At 72.2% G+C, this 20,167-nt stretch carries 20 protein-coding genes; 12 read left to right on the forward strand and 8 right to left on the reverse strand.

Going from position 1 to position 20,167, the window contains the following annotated elements:
- Positions 1 to 9: 9 nt before the first annotated feature.
- Positions 10 to 1,089, forward strand: coding sequence for an alpha/beta fold hydrolase (locus tag DEJ28_RS01825; protein WP_111114273.1), 1,080 nt, complete (start codon positions 10 to 12; stop codon positions 1,087 to 1,089).
- A 98-nt stretch (positions 1,090 to 1,187) separates the two neighbouring features.
- Here DEJ28_RS01825 and DEJ28_RS01830 read toward each other — a convergent pair whose 3' ends face one another.
- The 5 genes from DEJ28_RS01830 to DEJ28_RS01850 all read right to left on the reverse strand — a co-directional run bounded on the left by DEJ28_RS01830 (position 1,188) and on the right by DEJ28_RS01850 (position 5,123).
- On the reverse strand, positions 1,188 to 2,381 hold the full coding sequence (locus DEJ28_RS01830) for an NAD(P)/FAD-dependent oxidoreductase (RefSeq protein ID WP_111114274.1): 1,194 nt from the start codon (positions 2,379 to 2,381) through the stop codon (positions 1,188 to 1,190).
- A gap of 31 nt (positions 2,382 to 2,412) precedes the next feature.
- A complete protein-coding gene (locus DEJ28_RS01835; RefSeq protein WP_111114275.1) occupies positions 2,413 to 3,213 on the reverse strand; it encodes an SDR family NAD(P)-dependent oxidoreductase in 801 nt (266 codons plus the stop codon).
- A gap of 8 nt (positions 3,214 to 3,221) precedes the next feature.
- Complete coding sequence (locus DEJ28_RS01840) at positions 3,222 to 3,728, reverse strand: Dps family protein (RefSeq protein WP_111114384.1); 507 nt, start codon at positions 3,726 to 3,728, stop codon at positions 3,222 to 3,224.
- Between the two features lie 90 nt (positions 3,729 to 3,818).
- Positions 3,819 to 4,352 (reverse strand): MarR family winged helix-turn-helix transcriptional regulator, encoded by a 534-nt coding sequence (locus DEJ28_RS01845; RefSeq protein ID WP_111114276.1) that lies wholly within the window; start codon positions 4,350 to 4,352, stop codon positions 3,819 to 3,821.
- A gap of 195 nt (positions 4,353 to 4,547) precedes the next feature.
- Complete coding sequence (locus tag DEJ28_RS01850) at positions 4,548 to 5,123, reverse strand: NADPH-dependent FMN reductase (RefSeq protein WP_111114277.1); 576 nt, start codon at positions 5,121 to 5,123, stop codon at positions 4,548 to 4,550.
- 100 nt (positions 5,124 to 5,223) lie between these two features.
- Here DEJ28_RS01850 and DEJ28_RS01855 point away from each other — a divergent pair, with 100 nt between their 5' ends.
- The 7 genes from DEJ28_RS01855 to DEJ28_RS01885 all read left to right on the forward strand — a co-directional run bounded on the left by DEJ28_RS01855 (position 5,224) and on the right by DEJ28_RS01885 (position 13,232).
- Positions 5,224 to 6,891 (forward strand): glycoside hydrolase family 13 protein, encoded by a 1,668-nt coding sequence (locus DEJ28_RS01855; RefSeq protein ID WP_111114278.1) that lies wholly within the window; start codon positions 5,224 to 5,226, stop codon positions 6,889 to 6,891.
- 109 nt (positions 6,892 to 7,000) lie between these two features.
- Positions 7,001 to 9,091: a lectin-like domain-containing protein gene (locus DEJ28_RS01860; RefSeq protein ID WP_146248781.1), complete on the forward strand. Its 2,091-nt coding sequence runs from the start codon at positions 7,001 to 7,003 to the stop codon at positions 9,089 to 9,091.
- Between the two features lie 235 nt (positions 9,092 to 9,326).
- Positions 9,327 to 9,986: a DUF308 domain-containing protein gene (locus DEJ28_RS01865; protein WP_111114280.1), complete on the forward strand. Its 660-nt coding sequence runs from the start codon at positions 9,327 to 9,329 to the stop codon at positions 9,984 to 9,986.
- Positions 9,983 to 10,246 carry a hypothetical protein gene (locus DEJ28_RS01870; protein WP_111114281.1) on the forward strand — a complete coding sequence of 88 codons (264 nt, stop codon included), beginning with the start codon at positions 9,983 to 9,985 and terminating at the stop codon, positions 10,244 to 10,246. Before DEJ28_RS01865 ends, DEJ28_RS01870 begins: the two co-directional genes overlap by 4 nt.
- A gap of 19 nt (positions 10,247 to 10,265) precedes the next feature.
- On the forward strand, positions 10,266 to 11,714 hold the full coding sequence (locus DEJ28_RS01875; RefSeq protein WP_258367892.1) for a DHA2 family efflux MFS transporter permease subunit: 1,449 nt from the start codon (positions 10,266 to 10,268) through the stop codon (positions 11,712 to 11,714).
- 239 nt (positions 11,715 to 11,953) lie between these two features.
- A complete protein-coding gene (locus tag DEJ28_RS01880) occupies positions 11,954 to 12,493 on the forward strand; it encodes an RNA polymerase sigma factor (protein WP_111114283.1) in 540 nt (179 codons plus the stop codon).
- Positions 12,483 to 13,232 (forward strand): hypothetical protein, encoded by a 750-nt coding sequence (locus DEJ28_RS01885; protein WP_146248783.1) that lies wholly within the window; start codon positions 12,483 to 12,485, stop codon positions 13,230 to 13,232. The genes DEJ28_RS01880 and DEJ28_RS01885 overlap by 11 nt, the downstream gene beginning before the upstream one ends.
- 70 nt (positions 13,233 to 13,302) lie before the next feature.
- Here the strand turns inward: DEJ28_RS01885 and DEJ28_RS01890 are convergent, their stop codons facing one another.
- Positions 13,303 to 14,184 carry a LysR family transcriptional regulator gene (locus DEJ28_RS01890; protein ID WP_181433590.1) on the reverse strand — a complete coding sequence of 294 codons (882 nt, stop codon included), beginning with the start codon at positions 14,182 to 14,184 and terminating at the stop codon, positions 13,303 to 13,305.
- 81 nt (positions 14,185 to 14,265) lie between these two features.
- Between DEJ28_RS01890 and DEJ28_RS01895 the strand changes: the two genes are divergently transcribed.
- Positions 14,266 to 15,555 carry an MFS transporter gene (locus DEJ28_RS01895; protein WP_111114286.1) on the forward strand — a complete coding sequence of 430 codons (1,290 nt, stop codon included), beginning with the start codon at positions 14,266 to 14,268 and terminating at the stop codon, positions 15,553 to 15,555.
- Between the two features lie 160 nt (positions 15,556 to 15,715).
- Positions 15,716 to 16,327, forward strand: a complete 612-nt coding sequence (locus DEJ28_RS01900; protein WP_111114287.1) for a hypothetical protein — start codon at positions 15,716 to 15,718, stop codon at positions 16,325 to 16,327.
- Between the two features lie 261 nt (positions 16,328 to 16,588).
- Here DEJ28_RS01900 and DEJ28_RS01905 read toward each other — a convergent pair whose 3' ends face one another.
- On the reverse strand, positions 16,589 to 17,509 hold the full coding sequence (locus DEJ28_RS01905) for a cation diffusion facilitator family transporter (protein ID WP_111114385.1): 921 nt from the start codon (positions 17,507 to 17,509) through the stop codon (positions 16,589 to 16,591).
- A gap of 48 nt (positions 17,510 to 17,557) precedes the next feature.
- On the opposite strand from DEJ28_RS01905, the gene DEJ28_RS01910 reads away from it, so the two are divergent.
- Positions 17,558 to 18,223, forward strand: coding sequence for a DUF4166 domain-containing protein (locus DEJ28_RS01910; RefSeq protein ID WP_111114288.1), 666 nt, complete (start codon positions 17,558 to 17,560; stop codon positions 18,221 to 18,223).
- Position 18,224: 1 nt separating this feature from the next.
- Positions 18,225 to 19,202, forward strand: a complete 978-nt coding sequence (locus DEJ28_RS01915) for an epimerase (RefSeq protein ID WP_111114289.1) — start codon at positions 18,225 to 18,227, stop codon at positions 19,200 to 19,202.
- On the opposite strand, the gene DEJ28_RS01920 is transcribed toward DEJ28_RS01915, so the two are convergent.
- Positions 19,171 to 20,127 (reverse strand): EamA family transporter, encoded by a 957-nt coding sequence (locus DEJ28_RS01920; RefSeq protein ID WP_111114290.1) that lies wholly within the window; start codon positions 20,125 to 20,127, stop codon positions 19,171 to 19,173. The genes DEJ28_RS01915 and DEJ28_RS01920 overlap by 32 nt on opposite strands.
- Positions 20,128 to 20,167: the final 40 nt, after the last annotated feature.

Genomic DNA, 20,167 nt, shown 5'->3' on the forward strand with positions numbered 1-20,167 from the left:
GGAGACCACGTGAACGACGAGCACACGGCAGCCGCCCCGGACCCGGCGAGCCACCTCGCCGAGGCGGAGGACGCCGACGTCACGGTGGAGGTCGACCGGATCGCGGTCGACGGCACCTACGTCCGGGTCAGCTCCATCGGCGAGCCCGGCGAGCGGGCGTTCCTGCTGGTCGCCGGCCTCGGGATCGCCGCCACCTACTACGAGCGGCTCGCGCCGCACCTCAACGAGAACGGCCCGGTGCACGCGCTCGACCTGCCCGGGTTCGCCGGCGTGCCGCGGTTCCGGGGCAAGGTCTCGATCGAGCGGTACGCCGACGCGGTCGAGCAGGTCATCGACGAGCTCGGACTCGTGGACCCGGTGCTGGTCGGGCACTCGATGGGCACGCAGGTGGTGACCGAGGTCGCCGCGCGGCGCCCGGACATCTCCGACCTGGTGCTCATCAGCCCGGTCGTCGACTCGAAGGCGCGCACGGTCCGGCAGTCGGCGTTCCGGTTCCTCCGGTCGACGCTGCACGAGCCGTCGGCGGTCCGCTGGCACGGGATCACGGCGTACGCGCTGTGCGGCTGGCACTGGTTCTCGAAGGTGCTGCCCCGGATGATCGCGTTCCCGATCGAGGAACGCGCCGCCCACGTGCAGGCGCGCACGCTCATCGTCCGTGGTGAGCACGACGCGATGGTCCCGCGGGACTGGGTCCGCCGGCTCGCGCGGGTGTTCCCCTACGCGGTCCTCCGCGAGGTCGTCGACGGTGCGCACTCGGTCATGCACGCGCAGGCCGACGCGGTCGCGCGGCTCGCCGTCGCACACGTCGGACACGAGCTGCCGGACCGCGGAGTGTCCTCGCTGCAGCGCGTCCGTGACGACTCCACGGCGTCCGACCTGGCACGGCTGGGTCCGAAGGACGCGTGGCTGCTGGTGAAGTCGCGGTTCGTCGAGCTGTTCGGCATGGCGCGGGGCGACGACCAGACCCTCGAGGCCGCCAAGTCCGCGCACGCGGTCGCGATGGCGGACGGCGACGACCTGCCGGTCGACCCCGCGGACCGCAGGGCGGTCGTCGACGAGGTCGCACCCGAAGCCCGCAGGGCGGGCTGAGCTGACGCACTGGACGTGACGCACTGGAGGCCCGGTGCCGGTTCTCGGAACCGGCACCGGGCCTCCAGGCAGTCACGTCCACGGCGACCGGTGCGTCATCAGGGCGCGATGCGGCCCCGCAGCATGTCGGGCGTGAGGGCGTTCGCCTCGGCGAGGACCTTGCGGGCCTCGTCAGTCTTGTCCCACACGTTCCAGAGCAGCACCCCGCGGACGAGGTCGTCGTCGTCGAGGTAGTACACGACGCCGGTGACGTTCGGCTCCTGCCAGTCCTCGACGGGACGGAGGTTCGTCGTGACCTGCCCGACGGCCTCGTACCCCATGTCGAAGACGTCCGAGTAGAACATCGGCGTGTGGTCGTAGGTCTCGTCGGCGTCCGCGAGGTTCCGGCCAGCCTGCCGGCCCTGCTGCTGCGCGTTGTCGACGTGCTCGACCCGGCGGGTGCCGAGGATCCGGTCCGGGTACTCGGCGACGTCCCCGGCGGCGAACACCGAGTCGTCGTCGGTGAGGAGCGTCGAGGTGACCACGATCCCGTCGCGCACCGTGAGTCCGGCGTCGGCGGCGAGCTGTGTCGCCGGTTCGATACCGAGTCCGACGACGACCGCGTCGGCCTCGACCGTGGAGCCGTCATCGAGGGTCAGCGTGACGCCGTCCTCGGTCTGGGTCCCCGACTCGACCCGGCGACCGGTCCGCAGGTCCACGCCGTGGTCGACGAACCGCTGCTGGAACGCGTGCGCCAGTCCGTCCGGGAACATCCGCCCGCCGACCACGTCGTCCGGGTCGACCAACGTGACCCGTGCACCGTTCTGCACGATGCCGGCGGCGATCTCGGTGCCGATGTAGCTGCCGCCGACCACGGCCACGTGGGCCCCGGCCTCGGCGAGCTCGCGGAGTCGCCGGTAGTCCGTCGCGCTGCGGTAGTCGAGCACGCGCGGCGACGGGTCCAACCCGGGCAGGCCGCGTGGCTTGCCGCCGGTCGCCAGGAGCAGCCGCTCGTAGCCGTGCGTGGCGCCGTCGCTCGTCGTGACGGTCTTCGCGGCACGGTCGATCCCCGTCACCGAGGTGCCGAGGACGAACGTCGCCCCGGTCTCCTCGGTGTGCAGGTCGACCTTCTCGTCCCAGCTGAAGTCCGGGTCGGTCCAGAGCTTCTTCGAGAGCGCCGGTCGGGCGTACGGCCGGTCGACGTCCTCGCTGATGATGCCGATCGAGCCGTCGGCGTCGAGCTCGCGGACGCCCCGGGCGGCGGCGTCGGCGACCATCCCGCCGCCGACGATGAGGTAGCGGAAGTCGGTCATGACGCCTCCTGGCGGTGCTGTGCTGCCACGATCAGATCGTCGCGACCGAGCCGGAGTCGACCCGGTAGTTCGAGCCGTTCACGAAGCTGGCGAGCTCGGAGCAGAGGAACGCGACGACGTTCGCGACCTCTTCCGGTTCGCCTCGACGCTTGAGCTCCATGTACGGACGTTCCTCGTCGAGGAAGGACTCGATCGCCTCGTCGAAGGTCTGGTTCGTCTCCTCGGCGCGCTTGTCCATCATCGCGTCGGTCATCGGCGTGTGGATGAACGCGGGGCTCACGGTGTTGACCAGCAACCCCTCGGACGCGTACGAGCGCGACAGCCCCTTCGCGAACGACAGGACCCCGGCCTTGGCGGCGCAGTACGGGAGCTCGTCGTCGTACGGCTGCGAGGCGTCCTCGGAGACCAGGTACACGATGCGACCCCAGCCGCCCGACCGCAGATCGGCGATGAACTCGCGCGTGATGCGGACCGGGCCCATCAGGTCGACGTCGAGCGTCTCCTTCCAGCCGTCCTCGTCGATCTCGTGGAACATCCCCTGGGCGCCGGTGACGCCGGAGGACTGCACGAGGATGTCGATCTCGCCGACGGCGTCGCGCACCCGGTCGTGCAGGGCTGCGAGGCTCGAGGCGCTCCGGACGTCCGCCGCGAACGCGTGGAGCTTGCCCGGCGCCGCCTCGAGCTGGTCCGCACTGTTGTCGAGCCGTGCCTGGTCGATGTCGGTGACGACGACCGTCGCGCCCTCTGCGAGGAGGATGCGCGCCGTGTTCCAGCCGATGCCGGAGTCACCACCGAAGACCAGCGCGGTCTTGTCCTGGATGCCGAGGTCCATGCGACCGCCTACGCGTGCGCCGAAGCGTCCGCGACGGCGGGCGTGGTGGCCGATGCCAGCGGGGTGCTGGGGGCGCGGTTCTCGGCGGAGACCATCCACGCGAGCTGCTCGAGGCGCTCGATGAAGCCGTGGAGCAGGTCCGCGGTCGTCGGGTCCTCCTCGTCGACCTCGTCGTGGACGTCACGCATGGTGCCGGTCGCCTGGTAGAGGCGGAGCGTCACGAGGTCGATGGCGTCGTGCGTGGTGACCTCGCCCTCGGGGAACTGGTCGAGGTGACTGGACGCGGCGACGGTGCTGGAGCGGCCGTCCGGCACGGCGTAGAGCGCACGCATGCGCTCCGCGGTGTCGTCGGCGAACTCGCGCGCTGCGTCGACGATCTCGTCGAGCTGGAGGTGGAGGTCCCGGAAGTTGGTCCCGAGGATGTTCCAGTGCGCCTGCTTGCCCTGCAGGTGCAGGTCGATGAGGTCCACGAGGACCGCCTGGAGGTTCTTGGCGAGCTTGTCCGATGCGTGCATGATCGGCTCCTTCCGCATTGGTGACCAGTACCAGCCCGGTCTACGCGGTGCGGCAGGGCGTCTGCTCAGAGGACCGTCCCCCGCGGCTGCTCAGGGCTCGGCGGGGGCGACGTGGTCGTGGGCCGCCGGGTCGACCTGGTCGACTGCGCTGCGCATCTGCTCGAGGAACACGGCGACGACCCTGGCGTCCGCGGAGGAGAGTCCCTCGGCGATCGACATCATCCGGCGGTGCATGACGCCGAGCGTGGCGCGGACCTCGTCGTCGGTCTCGATCGTCGGCGTGATGACGAGCGCGCGGCGGTCGGTGGGGTGCGGCTCGCGTCGGACGTGGTTCGACTTCACGAGCCGGTCGATGAGGATCGTCGTGGAGGCCGAGGAGATCTTGAGGTAGGCGGCGAGGTCCTTCGGGCTGACCGCCCGCCCCGAGCGCTGGGACTGCAACAGGAAGCGGACGGCGAGCAGGTCGGTCTCGCCCATGCCCATCGAGTCGCGCGTGCGGCGACGCATGGCCGTCTCGGCGGCACGGTACCGGCGCAGGGCGTTGAGCACGGTGACGCCGCGCTGGGTCGCGTCGTCATCGGGGAACCAGTACCCGGACGCTTCCGTGATCTCCTGCGTGGACATGGCGTTCAGGGTAGCCCGCCCGGTTGTCAGGCTGTCGAGGTGGACCCGGGGGAGCGCGGAGGCGCGCGCGGGTGCCGATCCGCGCGTGGGGAGTCGAAACGCGCGTGGTGTGCCGAATCGCGCGTAGGGAGTCGTTCTTTCCGACTGCCTACGCGCGATCCGACCCCCTACGAGCGGAACGACCTACGCGGCGACCTACGCCGCGACCGACTCCGACTCCGACTCCGCGCCCGACGCTGCCTCGGCGAGCGCGGTCAGCGCACCCTGCACGAGCTGCGTGACCTCGGCGTCCTCGCGCGGGTGGGTCTCGGCGAAGCGCACGACCGACTGCGGGATGGCGACCTTGACGTCCTGGAGGACCTTCGCGCCGGCGATCCCGGCGGCCTTGCGGGCGTCGTCGTGCGCCCAGACGCCGCCGTACTGGCCGAACGCCGAGCCGATGACGGCGAGCGGCTTGCCCGAGATGGGGGAGGCGCCGAACGGACGCGACGCCCAGTCCAGCGCGTTCTTGAGGACGGCGGGGATGGTGCCGTTGTACTCGGGCGTGATGAGGAGCAGGGCGTCGGCGGCGTCGATCGCGGCACGGAACGCGACGGCGGAGGCCGGCGGGGCGTCGCCGTCGATGTCCTCGTTGTAGAAGGGCAGGTCGACGATGCCGTCGAACGTGGTGAGCTCGATGCCCTCCGGGGCGTGGTGTTCGGCCGCTTCGGCGAGCTTGCGGTTGATCGACTCGGCGCGGAGGCTGCCGACGAGGGTGAGGACGTGCGTCATGGGGATCCTTCTGTTCTGTGACGGAAAGGTGTCAGCGACAACCAATGCGTTCGGCCGTCAGGCTATTCCCGACTCAGGAGGCCCTCGGTAGGTTGACGACGTGAGCCAGCTCCGCACACCCGCCAGCACGCCCCGCACCACCGATCCGGACTGGTGGCGGAACGCCGTCGTCTACCAGGTGTACCCGCGCAGCTTCGCCGACACGAACGGCGACGGCCTCGGTGACGTCGCCGGGATCACGAGCCGCGTGCCGTACCTGGCGTCGCTCGGCGTCGACGCGATGTGGCTCTCCCCGTTCTTCCCCTCGCCGCTCGCCGACGGTGGGTACGACGTCGCCGACTACCGCTCGGTCGACCCGAGGCTCGGCACGCTGGACGACCTCGACGCGCTCGTCCGGACGGCGCACGAGCACGACATCCGGGTGATCGTCGACGTCGTGCCGAACCACACCTCGGACGAGCACGAGTGGTTCCGCGCGGCGCTGGCCTCGGCGCCGGGGTCGCCGGAGCGCGCACGGTACGTGTTCCGGGACGGCAGCGGTCCCGCCGGCGATCTGCCCCCGAGCGACTGGGTGTCGAACTTCGGCGGCAGCGCCTGGACCCGGGTGCCGGACGGCCAGTGGTACCTGCACCTGTTCGCTCCCGAGCAGCCGGACCTCGACTGGGAGAACCCGGAGGTCCGCGAGGACTTCGAACGGACCCTCCGCTTCTGGTCCGACCGGGGCGTCGACGGGTTCCGCGTGGACGTCGCACACGGGCTCGCGAAGGACCTCTCGACGCCGTACCGACCTTCGGACGAGAAGGCGCTGCCGCTCGACGGCTCCGACCCGCTGTACGACCGCGACGAGGTGCACGAGATCTTCGCCACGTGGCGCGACGTCCTGAACGAGTACGACCCGCCCCGTGCCGCGGTCGCGGAAGCGTGGGCTCCGGCGCCCCGCCGTGCCCTCTACGCCCGGCCCACCGAGCTCGGTCAGGCGTTCAACTTCGACCTGCTCGAGGCGCCGTTCGACGCAGCCGCCTTCCGCGGGATCATCCAGCGGAACCTCGCAATGTCGGAGCAGTCGGGGGCGTCGAGCACCTGGGTGCTGTCGAACCACGACGTCGTCCGCCACGCCACCCGCTACGGCCTGCCGCTCGGGGCCGACACCGATGCGTGGCTCATGACCGACGGCACCGCTCCGGCCCTCGACGCAACGCGGGGCCTCCGACGGGCGCGCGCCGCGACGCTGCTCGTGCTCGCGCTCCCCGGTTCGTCGTACGTGTACCAGGGTGAGGAGCTCGGGCTGCACGAGGCCGCTGCCATCCCGCGCGACCGGTTGCAGGACCCGAAGTGGATCCGGACCGGGCACACCGTGAAGGGTCGGGACGGCTGCCGTGTCCCGATCCCGTGGACCACCTCGGGGCCGTCGTTCGGCTTCGGCTCGGTGGCCCCGCACCTCCCGCAGCCCGCGGACTTCGGCGCGTCGTCGGTCGAGGCCGAGGACGGAGACCCCGCGTCGACCCTGTCGCTGTACCGCACCGCGATCGCGGCAAGGCGCCGACTGCAGCAGGGCGAGGCGCTCACCTGGATCGACGCCGTCGACGGCTCGGGCGTCGGTGTCGGCGGTGGTTCCCGTGTCGTCGCGTTCGCCCGGCACGACGGGTGGCGGTCGGTCACGAACTTCGGCGCCGACCCGGTCCCGTTGCCGTCCGGGACGGTCATCGTCGCCTCCGGGCCGGTCGAGGACGGCATGCTGCCCGGCGAGACGACGGTCTGGCTCGACTGAGTCCGGTTCTCGGGTGGTCCCTCCTCCACAGCCTGGAGGCGCGTGGCATCGATCCACAGATCGGCCCGCGCCCGCCTGATGGGTGCCGCTCGATCGCGACGATCGGGGCATGAGAGAGCCCACCAGCCCAGATCCCAACAGCACGTATCCCAACGCCGCGACCTCCGACGACTCGGCTTCCACCGGCCCGGCAGCGGGCCGCCCGTCCGTCCGGTCACGCCGGGTGCGGCGCACGGCGGCGGTCGCCAGTGTCCTCACCGCACTCGGCGTCCTCGCCGCGCCCGCCCTCGTCCCGTCGGCGTCGACCGCGGCGGAACTCGGCTTCCCGTACGTCAACCAGTTCGACTCGGCGGACGGCGGCTCCCTGAGCGGTGACGCGGTGACGGCCGGCGGTCGCCTGCGTCTCACCGACGCCGTCCGGAACCAGTCCGGGTCGTGGTCGACCGACGACACGTTCCCCTCGGATCGCGGGCTCGAGATCGAGTTCGAGTACGCGATGCACAACGACATCGCCGACCCCGGTGCAGACGGGCTGCTGCTCTCCCTGTCCGACGGTGCAGCACCGCAGGGTGTCGGTGCCTACGGTGCCGCGCTCGGCTACTCGTGCCGGTCGAGCAAGAACCAGGGCGGCAGTGTCCGGTGCGACCTCCCCGGCATGCCCGGCGGGTTCGCGGGCATCGCACTCGACCACTACGGCAACTTCTCGCTCCCGCTGAACCAGTCCGGCCCGGGCGCGCAGGAGGAGTTCGTCGTGGTGCGGGGCTCCGGCGACGGCGTCACCGGCTACCGGTACGTCGAGGGGGCGAGCGCTCCCGGTGGCACCGCCACCGATGGACCGCAGACGCGCACGGTCCGGGTGACGCTGCTTCCGGGCGACGACGGCGAGCTCTTCGTCACGGTCCGCGTCGACGCCGGCGGGGGGCTCCGTCCGGTCCTCGACCGCGTGCCGTTGCACGGGCCCGGACAGGCACCGCTCCCGAGCACCCTGCGCCTCGGGTTCGCCGGCGCCACCGGCTCGCACGTCAACGTGCACGAGGTCGACTCGCTCCGGGTCTGGCAGCCGGCCGACCTCGCGGTGGAGCACGACCTGCCGCCGACGGTGACCGCCGGCGGCGCGGTGGAGTACGCCGTCACCGCTCGGAACGTCGGTCCGAACGCGTCGGCCCCGAGCGCGCTCGAGGTCGACGTGCCGGATGCCCTGCAGGACGTCACCTGGACCTGCGCGCCCGCGACCGGCACGCCTGCCGCTCCCGGCGCTGCGTGCGGGACCTCCTCGGGCACGGGCGACGTGGCGGCGCAGGTCGACCTGCCCCGCGACGCCGCGGCGACCGTGACGATCACCGGGCGACTCCCCGAGGGGGCGTCCGGCACGCTGGACAGCACCGCTCGCGTCTCGCCGGCACCCACCATGTCGGACGTCAACGAGGCGGACAACGTCTCGACGGCCAGCTCCGAGGTCGTGCCGGGGCCGGACCCCGAGGCACACGTCGAGACCGACAAGTCCGTCGCACCGTCGACCGACGTCGCACCCGGTGACGAGGTCGAGTACCTCGTCACGGCACGCAACCGCGGTCCGGCCGTCGCGGACGACGTGGGGGCGGTCGACGAGCTGCCGACGGCGATGCGCTTCGCCGGTTCCGAGGACGGGTGCACCGCCGCCGGGCAGGTCGTGACGTGCTCGTCGGGGTCGTCCCTCGCCGCCGGGGAGTCGACGTCCTTCCGGATCCGGGCCGTGCTCGACCCGGACTACGAGGGAGACGGATCGGACGTCGTGAACGTGGCCACCGCGACCTCGCCGACCGACCCGGACGGCGGCGATCCGTCGCCGGGCGTCGGGATCGAGGTGGGCGTGCCGGACGACGGAGGACCGGACGACGGTGGGCCCGGCGACGGCGGGCCGGATGACGGTGGACCCGGCGACGGACCCGGGGACGGTGGCCGGATGACGGCGGACCCGGCGACGGCGGTGACGGTGACCCGGACGTGGACCGGGCGGACCCGCGGCGCGCTCCGGACCGGACCGGGGTGCTGGCCTACACCGGCGCTCCGGACCTCGGTCTCCTCGCGGCCGTCGGTGGCATCGCGGCCGCGGCGGGCGGGGCCTGCTGGTGGCTCGCCCGGCGGCGACGTCGTGGCCCGAGGGACGTCGTCCCGGGTGCGGAGCACGGACCGACGGGGACCTGACCCGACGAGGACCTGACCCGTCGAGGACCTGACCCCACGGGGACCTGACCCCGCCCGACGGCCTGGCCCGCACGACGACCCGGCCGGATCCCGGCCGGATCCCGACCGGCTGGCCACGGAGCGCGGTGGGGCGGCGAGAACCGCGCCGTCCCGCCGCGCAGCGAGGCCCTGGTTCGAGCATCCTCAGCGGCCGAGCGCCCCACGCGGTCGGTCGCGCGGCACTCCGGCGGTAGGATCGAACCACGATCCGCATGCCCGAAAGAGGTCTCGTGTCCGACTCCGTGGACGACTCCGGCCAGCGCGCGCGGTACTGGCCGATCCCCGTCCTCCGGGCCGTCCCAGCCGCGATCGTGGCCCTCGTCATCACCTTCTCGTCCAACCACGCCGCAGGTTACGGCCTGGTGCTGTTCGGCGGGTTCGCGATCGTCGACGGACTCGTGCTGCTCCTGGCGGGTGCCACGCGGCTCACCGCGGACGACCGTTCGCGCCGGACCACCCTCGTGCAGGCCGTGATCACGGTGATCGCAGCGGTCGCCGGCTTCGCGCTCAACGGCTTCGGGCTGCCGGCGTTCATCTCGGTGATCGTCGCCTGGGCCGTCCTCACCGGAGCGCTCGAACTGACGCAGGGCCTCCGCGCACGGCGTCGCTCGCCCTTCGCCCGTGACTGGTCCACGATCGGCGGCCTCACGCTGCTGCTCGCCGTCGCGTTCCTCGTGACGCCCCCTGACTACTCGCAGCAGCTCGGCGGAGTTGAACGGGTGTCCGGCATCCTCGACGCCTCGATCGTCCTCGTCGGCCTGCTCGGCGCGTACCTCGCCATCACGGCGGTCTTCCACGTGATCGCCGGCCTCTCGCACAAATGGGGAACGGCCGCACCGGCCGCAGCCCCGAACGGAGCACCACACGCATGACCACCCCCAGCCGTCGCGACCGCCTGCGCCCGGTCGAGCTCCTCGGGATCTCCGCGATCGTCGCGGTCTTCACCGGGCTCGTCGTGCTCTTCTCGACCCGTGAACTCCAGCTCGCGGTGATCTTCCTCGGCGTCGCGTTCATCGTCGTCGTGGTCGTCCTCGCGATGCTGCAGCTGGCGACGTCGAGCGACCAGGACGACAACGACATGCTCGGCGGGCACAAGACCCCGGGCGAAGGAGACGGCGACGACTTCCACTGAGTCGGGCATCACCCGCACGCTGCCGTCACGTCGTCCCTTCCAGGGCGACCCGGACCTCCCGCAGCGGTACCGCCACCGGTACCTGATCCTCGCGGTCTGCTGCATGAGCCTGTTCATCGTGTCGATGGACGCCACGGTGGTGAACGTCGCGCTGCCGTCGATCGGTCGTGAGCTCGGCAGCACCATCTCCGGCCTGCAGTGGACGATCGACGCGTACACGCTCGTCCTCGCCAGCCTGCTGCTGCTCTCCGGCTCCACCGCCGACCGCATCGGGCGGCGGAGGACCTTCCAGATCGGCCTCGCGCTCTTCACGATCGGCTCGCTGCTCTGCTCGATGGCGCCGAGTGTCGGGTGGCTCGTGGTCTTCCGGATGCTGCAGGCGGTCGGCGGCTCGATGATGAACCCGGTGGCGATGTCGATCATCACCGCCACGTTCGACGACGCGAAGGAGCGGGCCCGCGCGGTCGGCGTCTGGGGCGCCGTCGTCGGGGTGTCGATGGGCCTCGGGCCGCTCGTCGGCGGAGCGCTGACGGACACGGTCGGCTGGCGGGCGATCTTCTGGATCAACGTGCCGATCGGCGTCGCGGCGATCGTCCTGACGTTCCTGTTCGTCCCGGAGTCGAGGTCCCCGAAGCCGCGTCGCCTCGATCCGGTCGGCCAGGTGCTCGTCATCGTGCTCCTCGCGACGCTGGTCGGCGGGCTCATCGAGGGACCCCGGCTCGGCTGGACCTCGCCCGCGGCGCTCGGCCTGTTCGTCCTGGCGGCCGCCTCCCTCGTCGTGTTCGTCGCCGTCGAACGGCGTCGTGCGGAGCCGCTCGTCGACGTCCGGTTCTTCCGGAGCATCCCGTTCTCGTCCGCCGTCGTCACGGCGATCGCCGCGTTCGGGGCGAACGGTGCGTTCCTGTTCCTCAACGCCCTCTACCTGCAGGAGGTCCGGGGCATGTCGCCGTTCGAGGCCGGCCTCTGGACCCTGCCGGCCGCCGTCGCGACGATGCTGGTCTCCCCGCTGTCCGGACGCCTCGTCGGGTCGATCGGGACGCGGGTGCCGCTCGTCCTCGCGGGGATCGGTGTCGGCGGTGCCGGCGCGATCCTGACCACGATCGATTCGGATACCCCGATGTGGGTACTCGTCGTCGCCTTCGTGCTCTTCGGCTTCGGGTTCGGCATGGTGAACGCCCCGATCACGAACACCGCCGTCTCCGGCATGCCGCGCGCCCAGTCCGGTTCCGCTGCGGCGGTGGCGTCGACGAGCCGGCAGACCGGGGTCTCCCTCGGCGTCGCACTCGCCGGCACCGTGACCGGAGCGAGTGCCGTCGCGAGCGTCGGGGCCGGGTTCGGCGTGGCGACGCACCCGATGTGGTGGATCGTCCTCGGCATCGGTGCGGGCATCGTCGTCGTCGGCTTCGTGTCGAGCTCCGCGGCGGCGAAGCGTTCGGTCGCGGGCATCGCCCACCTGCTCGACGACTGACCCACGGCGTCCACCAGACGCCGCCCCCCGAGACACCGCCGCGCCCACGAGACACCGCCGCACCCCCGAGACACCGCCCGTTCCGACGGTGTCTCGACCCATCGGGCGGCGTCTCGCCGAAGCGACGAACCCGAACCACAGCCCCGCATCCGCTCCGACACGCCCGGTCGTCACGTTTCGGCGACGCTCCTGTCATGATCGCCGGTCCGGCCGACATCTCTGGGTGAAGGGGGTGGGACGTGGACGTGACGACGGAGTCGGACGAAGCGATCGTCCGTGCGATGGCACAGGGCGACAAAGGCGCCCTCGCCCGTGCGTTCGACCGGTACGCCGCCACCCTCACCCGCTACGCCTGGGCCATCGCCGCCGACCGGATGGAGGTCGAGGAGATCGTCCAGGACTCCTTCCTGACCCTCTGGCAGCGTGCGGCGACCCTCGAGCTCCCCGCCGACACGATGCTCCCGTGGCTCCTCGTCGTGTGCCGCAACCACGCCCTGAACGCCGGGCGGAAGCGTGCCAAGCACCGGAACGACGAGCTCCCCGAACACCTCGCGGCCCCGGAGGGCCACGACGAAGCCCGTGAACGGCTCCGCTGGGTCCGCGCCGAGATCGCCTCGCTTCCCGAGACCGACCGGCGCATCTGCGAACTGTGCCTCCTCGAGGGGCACTCCTACGCCGAGGCCGCCGAGATCCTCGGGCTGAGCGTGGGAGCGGTCACCCAGCGGGTCTCCCGCAACCGACGTCGACTCAAGAAGGCGGTGATGCACGATGAACACTGAACCTCCCGAGGGAGACGAGCTGCAGCGCATGCTCGTCTCGATGAAGCGGAACGTCCTCGACCGTGCCGCACCGCGTCCGAGGCGACGTCGTGGTCGCTCCGGCCTCGTGATCGGTGTCGTCACGCTCCTCGCCGTGGGCACCGCGACGGGTGCCGTCGCGCTGACGCTCGCGCAGCAGGACGAGCCCGTCGCCGCACCCGTGCACACCCAGGAGCCCGAACCGGCTCCGTCCGCCACCACGCCGACGTCTGCCCCGATCACCGCGAGCCCGACGCCGCGGCCCACACCGCCCCGGAACACCACCGCCACCCTGCCGACGACGTGCCGGGGCACCGTGCCCGCGAGCGACTACGACCGGTTCTTCGGGGCCACCCCGCTGACGGAGATCGACCAGCAGGCGGAGTCGACGGGAACCGATTCCCCGGACATCGTCTGGACGGGTGGTGCGGCGACGATCACGTGTCAGTGGGCCGACCCGCGCGCCGACGTGAGCGGCCTCACGATGGACATCGGGACCGCTGGCCCGGGAGCGGCCGAGCGGCTCGCGGACAGCCCGTGGGACTGCGAGGACCGCGAGGGGGGTCGGATGTGTCAGCTGACCGTCAAGGCCGAGCCGTACCCGGTGGACCAGACGACGACGGTCTTCATCCGCGACGACACCTTCATCATGATCCGACAGGCCAACTTCCCGACGAACGGACTGCTCGATGCCGTGGTCGGGGAGATCTGGGGGGACTGACGGCCTGGAGGCGCGTGGCGGGGACGACCCGCGCCTCCAGTCCGCCGGTGGGTCACGCCCAGGGCGACCGTCAGTCGACGACGCGAGCAGCCACGATGTCGCGCGCCAGCGCGCGCACCGCGCGGTTCGGCTCCGGGCTGGTGCGCATCGCGAGGCCGATCCGGAGGGGTTCGACCTCGTCCTCGAGTTCGAGCACTGCGCCGTCGTGTCGCACCCCGGAGTCCGGGACCACCCCGACGCCGAGGCCGGCGGACGCGAACCGGATCACCGCGGGCATGTCGTTCATCTCCGCGACGATGCGCCGTCGGATCCCGAGCCGTTCGAGTGCGGTGTCGAGGATGATCCGGTTGCCGAAGCCGTGCGCGGTGTCGATGAAGGGTTCGTCGGCGAGTTCCGCCAGCGAGACGGAGGTGCGTCCGGCGAACCGGTGATCGGCGGCGAGGAAGACCCGGAACGGCATCTCCCGCAGCGGGTGCACGACCACTCCGCTCGGCACGGCGGGCAGCCCCGTGTAGGCGATGTCGAGCCGCCCGGCGACCAGGTCCTGCACGAGGCCGGTGGTGCCGGACGGTGAGGTCATCAGCTCGACGGCGACGAGGGGGTGCCGCTGCCGGAACCGGCGGAGGACCCCGGTCAGGTCGACGATGTCCATGCTCGTGAAGATGCCGAGCCGCACCCGTCCGCGGAGGTCGGCGTCCTCCACCGTCGCGAGGTCGCGCATCTGGTCGAGGGACTCGAGCACCGCGCGGGCGTGCGGGAGCACGTCCTCGCCGGCGGCGGTGAGGACGAGGTGCCGGCCGGTGCGGTCGAAGAGCCGGACGCCGAGTGTCCGCTCGAGCGAGGCGATCCCCGCGGACACCGTCGACTGCGCGGCCCACAGCCGTTCCGCGGCGCGGGTCACGCTGCCCTCGGCGGCGACGGTGACGAACTGTTCGAGCAGCCGGGTCTCCATCCTCCGAGTATCGACCGGATCGATGGGTGACATCAAGAGCATCCGTTGGACTCGATGCCCCTGCGGCGGGATCATCGGAGCATGTCAACCGTCACCGACACCCCGACGGGCACCGTCCCCGCCACCGTTGCTGCTCCCGCATCGGCGGGCGACCGCGTCGTCGCTCCCCGCGGACGCCGTGCCCACACGCGGCGTCGTCACGGCTTCGGCTTCTGGGCGGTCGCCTTCGCGTTCCTCTCGGTGATGGCCTTCGCGACCGTGCCGGCACCGCTCTACGTGATCTACCAGGCACGGGACGGCTTCCCGACGTTCACGACCACCGTCATCTTCGCGGCCTACGGCGTGGGCGTCGTCGGGGCGCTCTTCCTGGCCGGACACCTCAGCGACGTGCACGGTCGTCGCCCGCTCATCCTCGTGTCGATCGCCCTCGAGCTCGTCGCCGCCGTGCTCTTCCTGCTCTGGAACGACGTCAGCGGCCTCATCGTCGCGCGGCTCGTGACCGGCCTCGGCGTCGGGCTGCTGACGGCGACGGCGACCGCGCACCTCGGGGAGCTCCGCGTCCGGGCGACGGGCTCGCAGTCCTCCGCTGCCGGTGCGAGCGTCGCCGCCGGTGCCGTGAACCTCGGCGGCCTGTCGCTCGGTGCCCTGGTCGGCGGCGCACTCGCCGAGTTCGTCGGGCAGCCGCTGATGGTGCCGTACGTCGTGTTCGTCGTCGCGCTGACGGTCGCGTTCGTGGTCGTCCTAGCCGCGCCGGAGACCGTCGACCGTCCGTCCTCGCCGGTCGCCTACCGCCCGCAGCGCCTGCAGGCGCCGGAGGGCAAGGCCGGAGCGTTCTGGGTCGCCGGCACCGCCGCCTTCGCCGCCCTCGCGGTGCAGGGCCTCTTCACCTCGGTCGCGCCGAGCTTCCTCGGGACGACCTTCCACGTGACCGACCGCCTGGCAGCGGGAGCCACCACGTTCGGCGTCTTCGCCGCGAGCGCGGTGTCGCAGATCGTGTTCGCCCGGCTGTCGCAGCGGGCGCAGATCCGGCTCGGCCTGGTGCTGCTCGTCGTCGGGCTCGTGGTCCTGGCCGTGGCCGCCGTGCTGCTCCAGGTCGCCGGCTTCATCGGGGGCGGTGTCGTCGCGGGAGCCGGTGTCGGGCTGCTCTTCAAGGCGTCGATCTCGAGCGCCGGGGCGCTGGTCGAGCCGGAGCGCCGTGGTGGGGTCCTCGCGGCGACGTTCCTCATCGCCTACGCCGGCCTGACCGTGCCCGTCGTCGCCGTGGGTGCTGCGCTGCTCGTGCTGCCGACGCTCCCGGTGCTCCTCGGGTACGTGGTGTTCGTGGTGGTGCTGGCGCTCGTCGCCGGGACGCGCTTGGCCGCGCGGGCGTAGCGCGCCGGGGCCGCCCACGCCTCACGCGCCGGGACCGCCCGCGCCTCACGCGCCGGGGCCGCCCGCGCCTCACGATCGTGCTGCGGCACCCCGTCCGCGCCGCTGACACCGCGCACCGTGCGAGCCTGGAGGCGCGACACCCGTCCGGCATACTGGGCGCGTGTCCCAGAAGCGCAACCGTTCCGTGCTCGCCGGGGTCGTGGCCGTCCTGGCCGCCGGCCTCGTCGCCGGAGGGCTCGCGCTCGCCGCACAGCGCGGCGCCGACGACCCGGTGATCGGCGGCGGAGCCGCGACCGTGAGCCCGAGTGCGACCGCGGGCGACGGCAGCGCGGCGGACGGCACGGTGACGATCACGGTGGCCGGCCCCGACCTGCCCGGCGGCGGTGTCCTCGACCGGTGCGGTGCGAACAGTCGCGAGAGCGTCGCGCGCTACGACACGGCGGCGCTCGGCGAGGTCGTGCTGCAGTGCGGCGACTCCGGCCAGGGCTACGAGCACATCCGCGTCCGCCACACCCAGGACTGGACCGACGTCGTGACGGGTCACGGCTCCCGGGACTGGGACGACGCGATGCTCACCGCCGTGCGGACCGTCCTCGAGACGCCTCGCACCGGGTACCCGCAGGACGCCGGCGACGGCAAGGTCTGCTACGCCGCACCCGTGCGGTTCGACGACGGATCCCGCCCCGCCGAGGAGCCCTTCGTCAAGGTCATCGTCTCCGCCACCACGGAGCGCGTCATCACCGCCTACCCCACACGCGACGACGGCTGCTGACCCGCGCCCGCGCGCTCAGCCCGGTCTCGGTCTCGGGTGACGCATGCGTGTGCACGTTCCGACGTTCCACCTGTCGATCTACTGGTGCCGTGTCGAATCCTGCACGCGCATCTGATGCGTGTACATGTTCCGACGTTCCACGCGTCGATCGTCTGGCGCAATGTCGGAAGATGCGCACGCACCGAGCGCCCACGTACTCATGGCCGACCCGACCCGACCCGACCCGACCGGCGCCGCGCCCGCACCGCACCGCCCGCTCCGCTACGCGTGCACCTCGTGCTCGTGCCGGCGGTGCGACACCGGCTCCAGCTGGAACGTCGAGTGCTCCACGGGCACGTCGAAGTGCTCCGCCACGCACTGCTGCAGCTCGTCGAGGATCCGCGGAGCGTGCGCGCTCGAGAAGCAGTGGTCGTCCACGACCACGTGCGCGGTGAGGTTCGGCACCCCGGTGGCCACGAGCGTCGCGTGCAGGTCGTGCACCGCGATGACGTGGTCGAGCTCGAGGATGTGCCCCCGCACGGCGTCGAGGTCGAGCCCCGGTGGCGTCGATTCGAGCAGGACGTTCGCGGTCTCGCGCAGCAGCCGGATCGCCCGAGGCAGGATGAGCAGCCCGATGAGGATCGCCGCGACCGAGTCGGCACGCTCCCACCCGGTCACCATGAGCACGATCGCGGCGCCGATCACCGCGACGGAGCCGAGCGTGTCGTTGAGGACCTCGAGCCGTGCGGCCCGTGAGGTGAAGGTCTCACCCGACGCCCGCAGCAGCACCCCGTACGCCACGAGGTTGCCGACGAGCCCGATGATCCCGAACACGAGCAGCGGCCCCGAGTGGATCTCGGCCGGCACGATCAGTCGCTGCACCGCGGAGATGATGACGTAGACGCCGACCGCGAGGAGGATCGCCGCCTGCGCCGTGGCCCCGAGCACCTCGGCCCGCTGGAACCCCCACGTGCGCTGCGCCGTCGGACTGCGTCGGGCGAGGCGTGTGGCGACGAGGCCGATGCCGAGCCCACCGGTGTCGACGACCATGTGCCCCGCGTCGACGAGCAGCGCGAGCGACCCGGTGACGACGGCGCCGACGACCTCGGCGAGCAGGATGCCCGCGGAGATGCAGAACGCGACGAGCAGCGCGCGCTCGGACGCGTGTCCGTGCGCGTGCACCGCTCCGTGGTCGTGTCCCATGCGGTCCATCGTAGGTTTCCGGCGGGTCGACATGCCAGGATCGGGAGCGTGACCCGGTCGCCCTACGAGCTGAGCACGCCGCCGGACGTGCTGGCCCGCCTGCACCCGCGGCTCCGCACGTACTTCGGCCCGATCCCACCCGGTCACGTCGGTCGCGGCGAGGGGGTCTTCACCGTGGTCGGCACGCCCCGCCGGTGGCTCTGGCCCGTCCTCGCGTGGTTCGCGCGCGACGCCGTCATGTTCCCGGTGTGGGAACGGGACGTGCCCTTCACCGTCGAGAACCGCCCGGCTCGCGTCCGCCGCGGATCCGCCGGCCTGGAGGCGCGGGTCGCCGTCCGCGCGCACCGCACCTTCCGGTTCCGCTCGGGTGCCCGCACGATGGCGGACGCCATCACCGCCGAACCGGACGGCCTCGTCGACCACCTCGGTCGGCGTGGGCGCGTCAGCGCGCTCCTGCGGACGGAGGTCGATGCGGACGGTCCGGACGCGGGCGCCCTGCGCCTGGTCTCCACGCGTGTGACGTTCCGCGCGCTGGGACGCGAGTGGCGCCTCCAGGCTCGCATCGCACCACGTGTGACGCTGGTGGAACGATTCGATGACGAAGCCGACCGGCAGCGCGTGTCCCTGGTGCTCTCGGCGCCGGTGATCGGCACGCTGTACCGGTACGAGGGGGCGTTCCGGTACGAGATCGCGCCGGACACAGAACGGGGATGAGATGAGAGACCAGAAGGGCCGCGTCGTGGTCGCGGGAGCGAGCGGTTTCGTCGGACAGTACCTCCAGGACGCGTTCCGCGACGAGGGGTACGAGGTCGTCACGGTCGGGCGAACGGGCGATGCCGTGTGGGGCAACACCCTGCGGATCCGCGAACTCGTGGACGGCGCCGCGATGGTCGTGAACATGGCCGGCAAGAGCGTGAACTGCCGCTACGGGCGACGCAACCGCGCCGAGATCATCCGCTCCCGGGTGGACACCACCCTCGAACTCGCCGAGGCGATCCGGACGAGCGAGCAGCCGCCGCCGCTGTGGATCAACGCGTCCACGGCGACGATCTACCGGCACGCCGACGACCGTCCGCAGGACGAGGCGACGGGGGAGCTCGGCGAGGGGTTCTCGGTCTCGGTGGCGAGGGCGTGGGAGGACGCCCTGAACGCGGTGGACCTCCCCGGAACCCGTCGCGTGGCGCTGCGGATGGCGATCGTGTTCGGCGACGGCAGTGCCCTGGTGCCGCTCCTCCGACTGGCGCAGGCGGGGCTCGGCGGGCCGCAGTACGACGGCGCGTGGTTCCCGACGCGCTCCCGGCTGCGGGCGGGGACCCACCACCACGACCGGCACACCCGCGGGCGGCAGAAGTTCAGCTGGGTGCACATCGCCGACGTCCTGGGGGCGATCCGCTTCGTCCGCGACCACGAGGACATCGACGGCGCGGTCAACGTGTCGAGCCCGAACCCGTCGGACAACCGGACCGTGATGGCGACGATCCGCGACGCCGTGGGCCGACGGTTCGGGATCCCCACGTGGCGGTGGATGCTCGAGATCGGGTCGTTCGCGATCCGGACCGAGACGGAACTCGTGCTGAAGAGCCGGTGGGTGGTGCCGACGCGGCTGGTCGAGGCGGGCTACGAGTTCCGGTACCCGCACCTGCGCGGGGCGCTCGCCGGGATCATCGCCGAGCGTCGCCAGCACCGGGGCTGAGCACGGGCACAGCGTCGCCGAACTCGCCGCCGGGCTCGCCGGCTGGCAGCGCCGCACCCGCCCGGGCCTGACGCGACGACCACAGCACCGCCGCGACGACGACCACACCCGCGATCACCTCGACCAGGTCGGGGACCTCGCCGAACGCCACCCAGGACGCGAGCACCCCGACGACGGGCACGAGCATCGAGAACGGCGCGACGGTGCTCGACGGGTACGCGGCCATCAGCCGCGACCAGATGCCGTACCCGACGAGCGTCGCCACCAGCACGATGTAGAGCAGGCCGAGGTCCGCCGGCAGTGCCGCACGGGTGAACGCGGTGCCGAGCGCCTGCCCGATGCGGTCCGGCCCCTCGACGACGAACGACAGCACGGCCATCGGGACCGGCGGCACGATCGACCACCACAGGGTCAGGTGCAGCGGGTTCGACGCCCCCGAACGCCGGGTCGCGACGTTCCCGATCGCCCAGCCGAGGGCGCCACACAGGGCCAGCACGACGGGGAGCAGTGCTGCTGCCTGTGCCCGGTGCACCGCGATCGCCGCGAGGGCGCACACCGCGATCGTCACCCCGATGACCTGTCGCCGGGTGAGCCGCTCGCGCAGGAACACCCCGGCGAGCACGACCGTGAACGGTGCCGAGGCCTGCAGCACGAGCGAGGCCAGGCCCGACGGCAACCCCGCCGCCATGCCGAGGTAGAGGAACGCGAACTGCAGCACGCCGAGCCCGAGGCCGACGAGCAGGAGCCGTCCGAACGGGATCCGCGGGCGCGGCACGAACAGCACGGTCGGGATCGCCAGCAGGGTGAACCGGACCGCGGCGAGGAGGAACGGCGGGAAGTGCTCGAGCGCGATCGCCGTGGCGGGGAAGTTGAGCCCCCAGACGACGGCGACGACCACGGCGAGGAGACGATCACGGGGGAGCACGGGACGATCGTGACCCACTCGGACCGTGCAGCACCAGCGA

Origin of the sequence: Curtobacterium sp. MCPF17_002, from assembly GCF_003234115.2 — a bacterium.
GTDB lineage: Bacteria > Actinomycetota > Actinomycetes > Actinomycetales > Microbacteriaceae > Curtobacterium.

What these genes read in the sequence shown, in the direction of transcription:
- DEJ28_RS01850 (WP_111114277.1), bottom strand. Translation starts at nt 5,123, where the DNA reads ATGACGCACGTCCTCACCCTCGTCGGCAGCCTCCGCGCCGAGTCGATC.
- DEJ28_RS01840 (WP_111114384.1), bottom strand. Translation starts at nt 3,728, where the DNA reads ATGCACGCATCGGACAAGCTCGCCAAGAACCTCCAGGCGGTCCTCGTG.
- DEJ28_RS01870 (WP_111114281.1), top strand. Translation starts at nt 9,983, where the DNA reads ATGACCACCCCCAGCCGTCGCGACCGCCTGCGCCCGGTCGAGCTCCTC.
- DEJ28_RS01915 (WP_111114289.1), top strand. Translation starts at nt 18,225, where the DNA reads ATGAGAGACCAGAAGGGCCGCGTCGTGGTCGCGGGAGCGAGCGGTTTC.
- DEJ28_RS01860 (WP_146248781.1), top strand. Translation starts at nt 7,001, where the DNA reads ATGAGAGAGCCCACCAGCCCAGATCCCAACAGCACGTATCCCAACGCC.
- DEJ28_RS01905 (WP_111114385.1), bottom strand. Translation starts at nt 17,509, where the DNA reads ATGGGACACGACCACGGAGCGGTGCACGCGCACGGACACGCGTCCGAG.
- DEJ28_RS01885 (WP_146248783.1), top strand. Translation starts at nt 12,483, where the DNA reads ATGAACACTGAACCTCCCGAGGGAGACGAGCTGCAGCGCATGCTCGTC.
- DEJ28_RS01890 (WP_181433590.1), bottom strand. Translation starts at nt 14,184, where the DNA reads ATGGAGACCCGGCTGCTCGAACAGTTCGTCACCGTCGCCGCCGAGGGC.
- DEJ28_RS01830 (WP_111114274.1), bottom strand. Translation starts at nt 2,381, where the DNA reads ATGACCGACTTCCGCTACCTCATCGTCGGCGGCGGGATGGTCGCCGAC.
- DEJ28_RS01835 (WP_111114275.1), bottom strand. Translation starts at nt 3,213, where the DNA reads ATGGACCTCGGCATCCAGGACAAGACCGCGCTGGTCTTCGGTGGTGAC.
- DEJ28_RS01895 (WP_111114286.1), top strand. Translation starts at nt 14,266, where the DNA reads ATGTCAACCGTCACCGACACCCCGACGGGCACCGTCCCCGCCACCGTT.
- DEJ28_RS01865 (WP_111114280.1), top strand. Translation starts at nt 9,327, where the DNA reads ATGCCCGAAAGAGGTCTCGTGTCCGACTCCGTGGACGACTCCGGCCAG.
- DEJ28_RS01845 (WP_111114276.1), bottom strand. Translation starts at nt 4,352, where the DNA reads ATGTCCACGCAGGAGATCACGGAAGCGTCCGGGTACTGGTTCCCCGAT.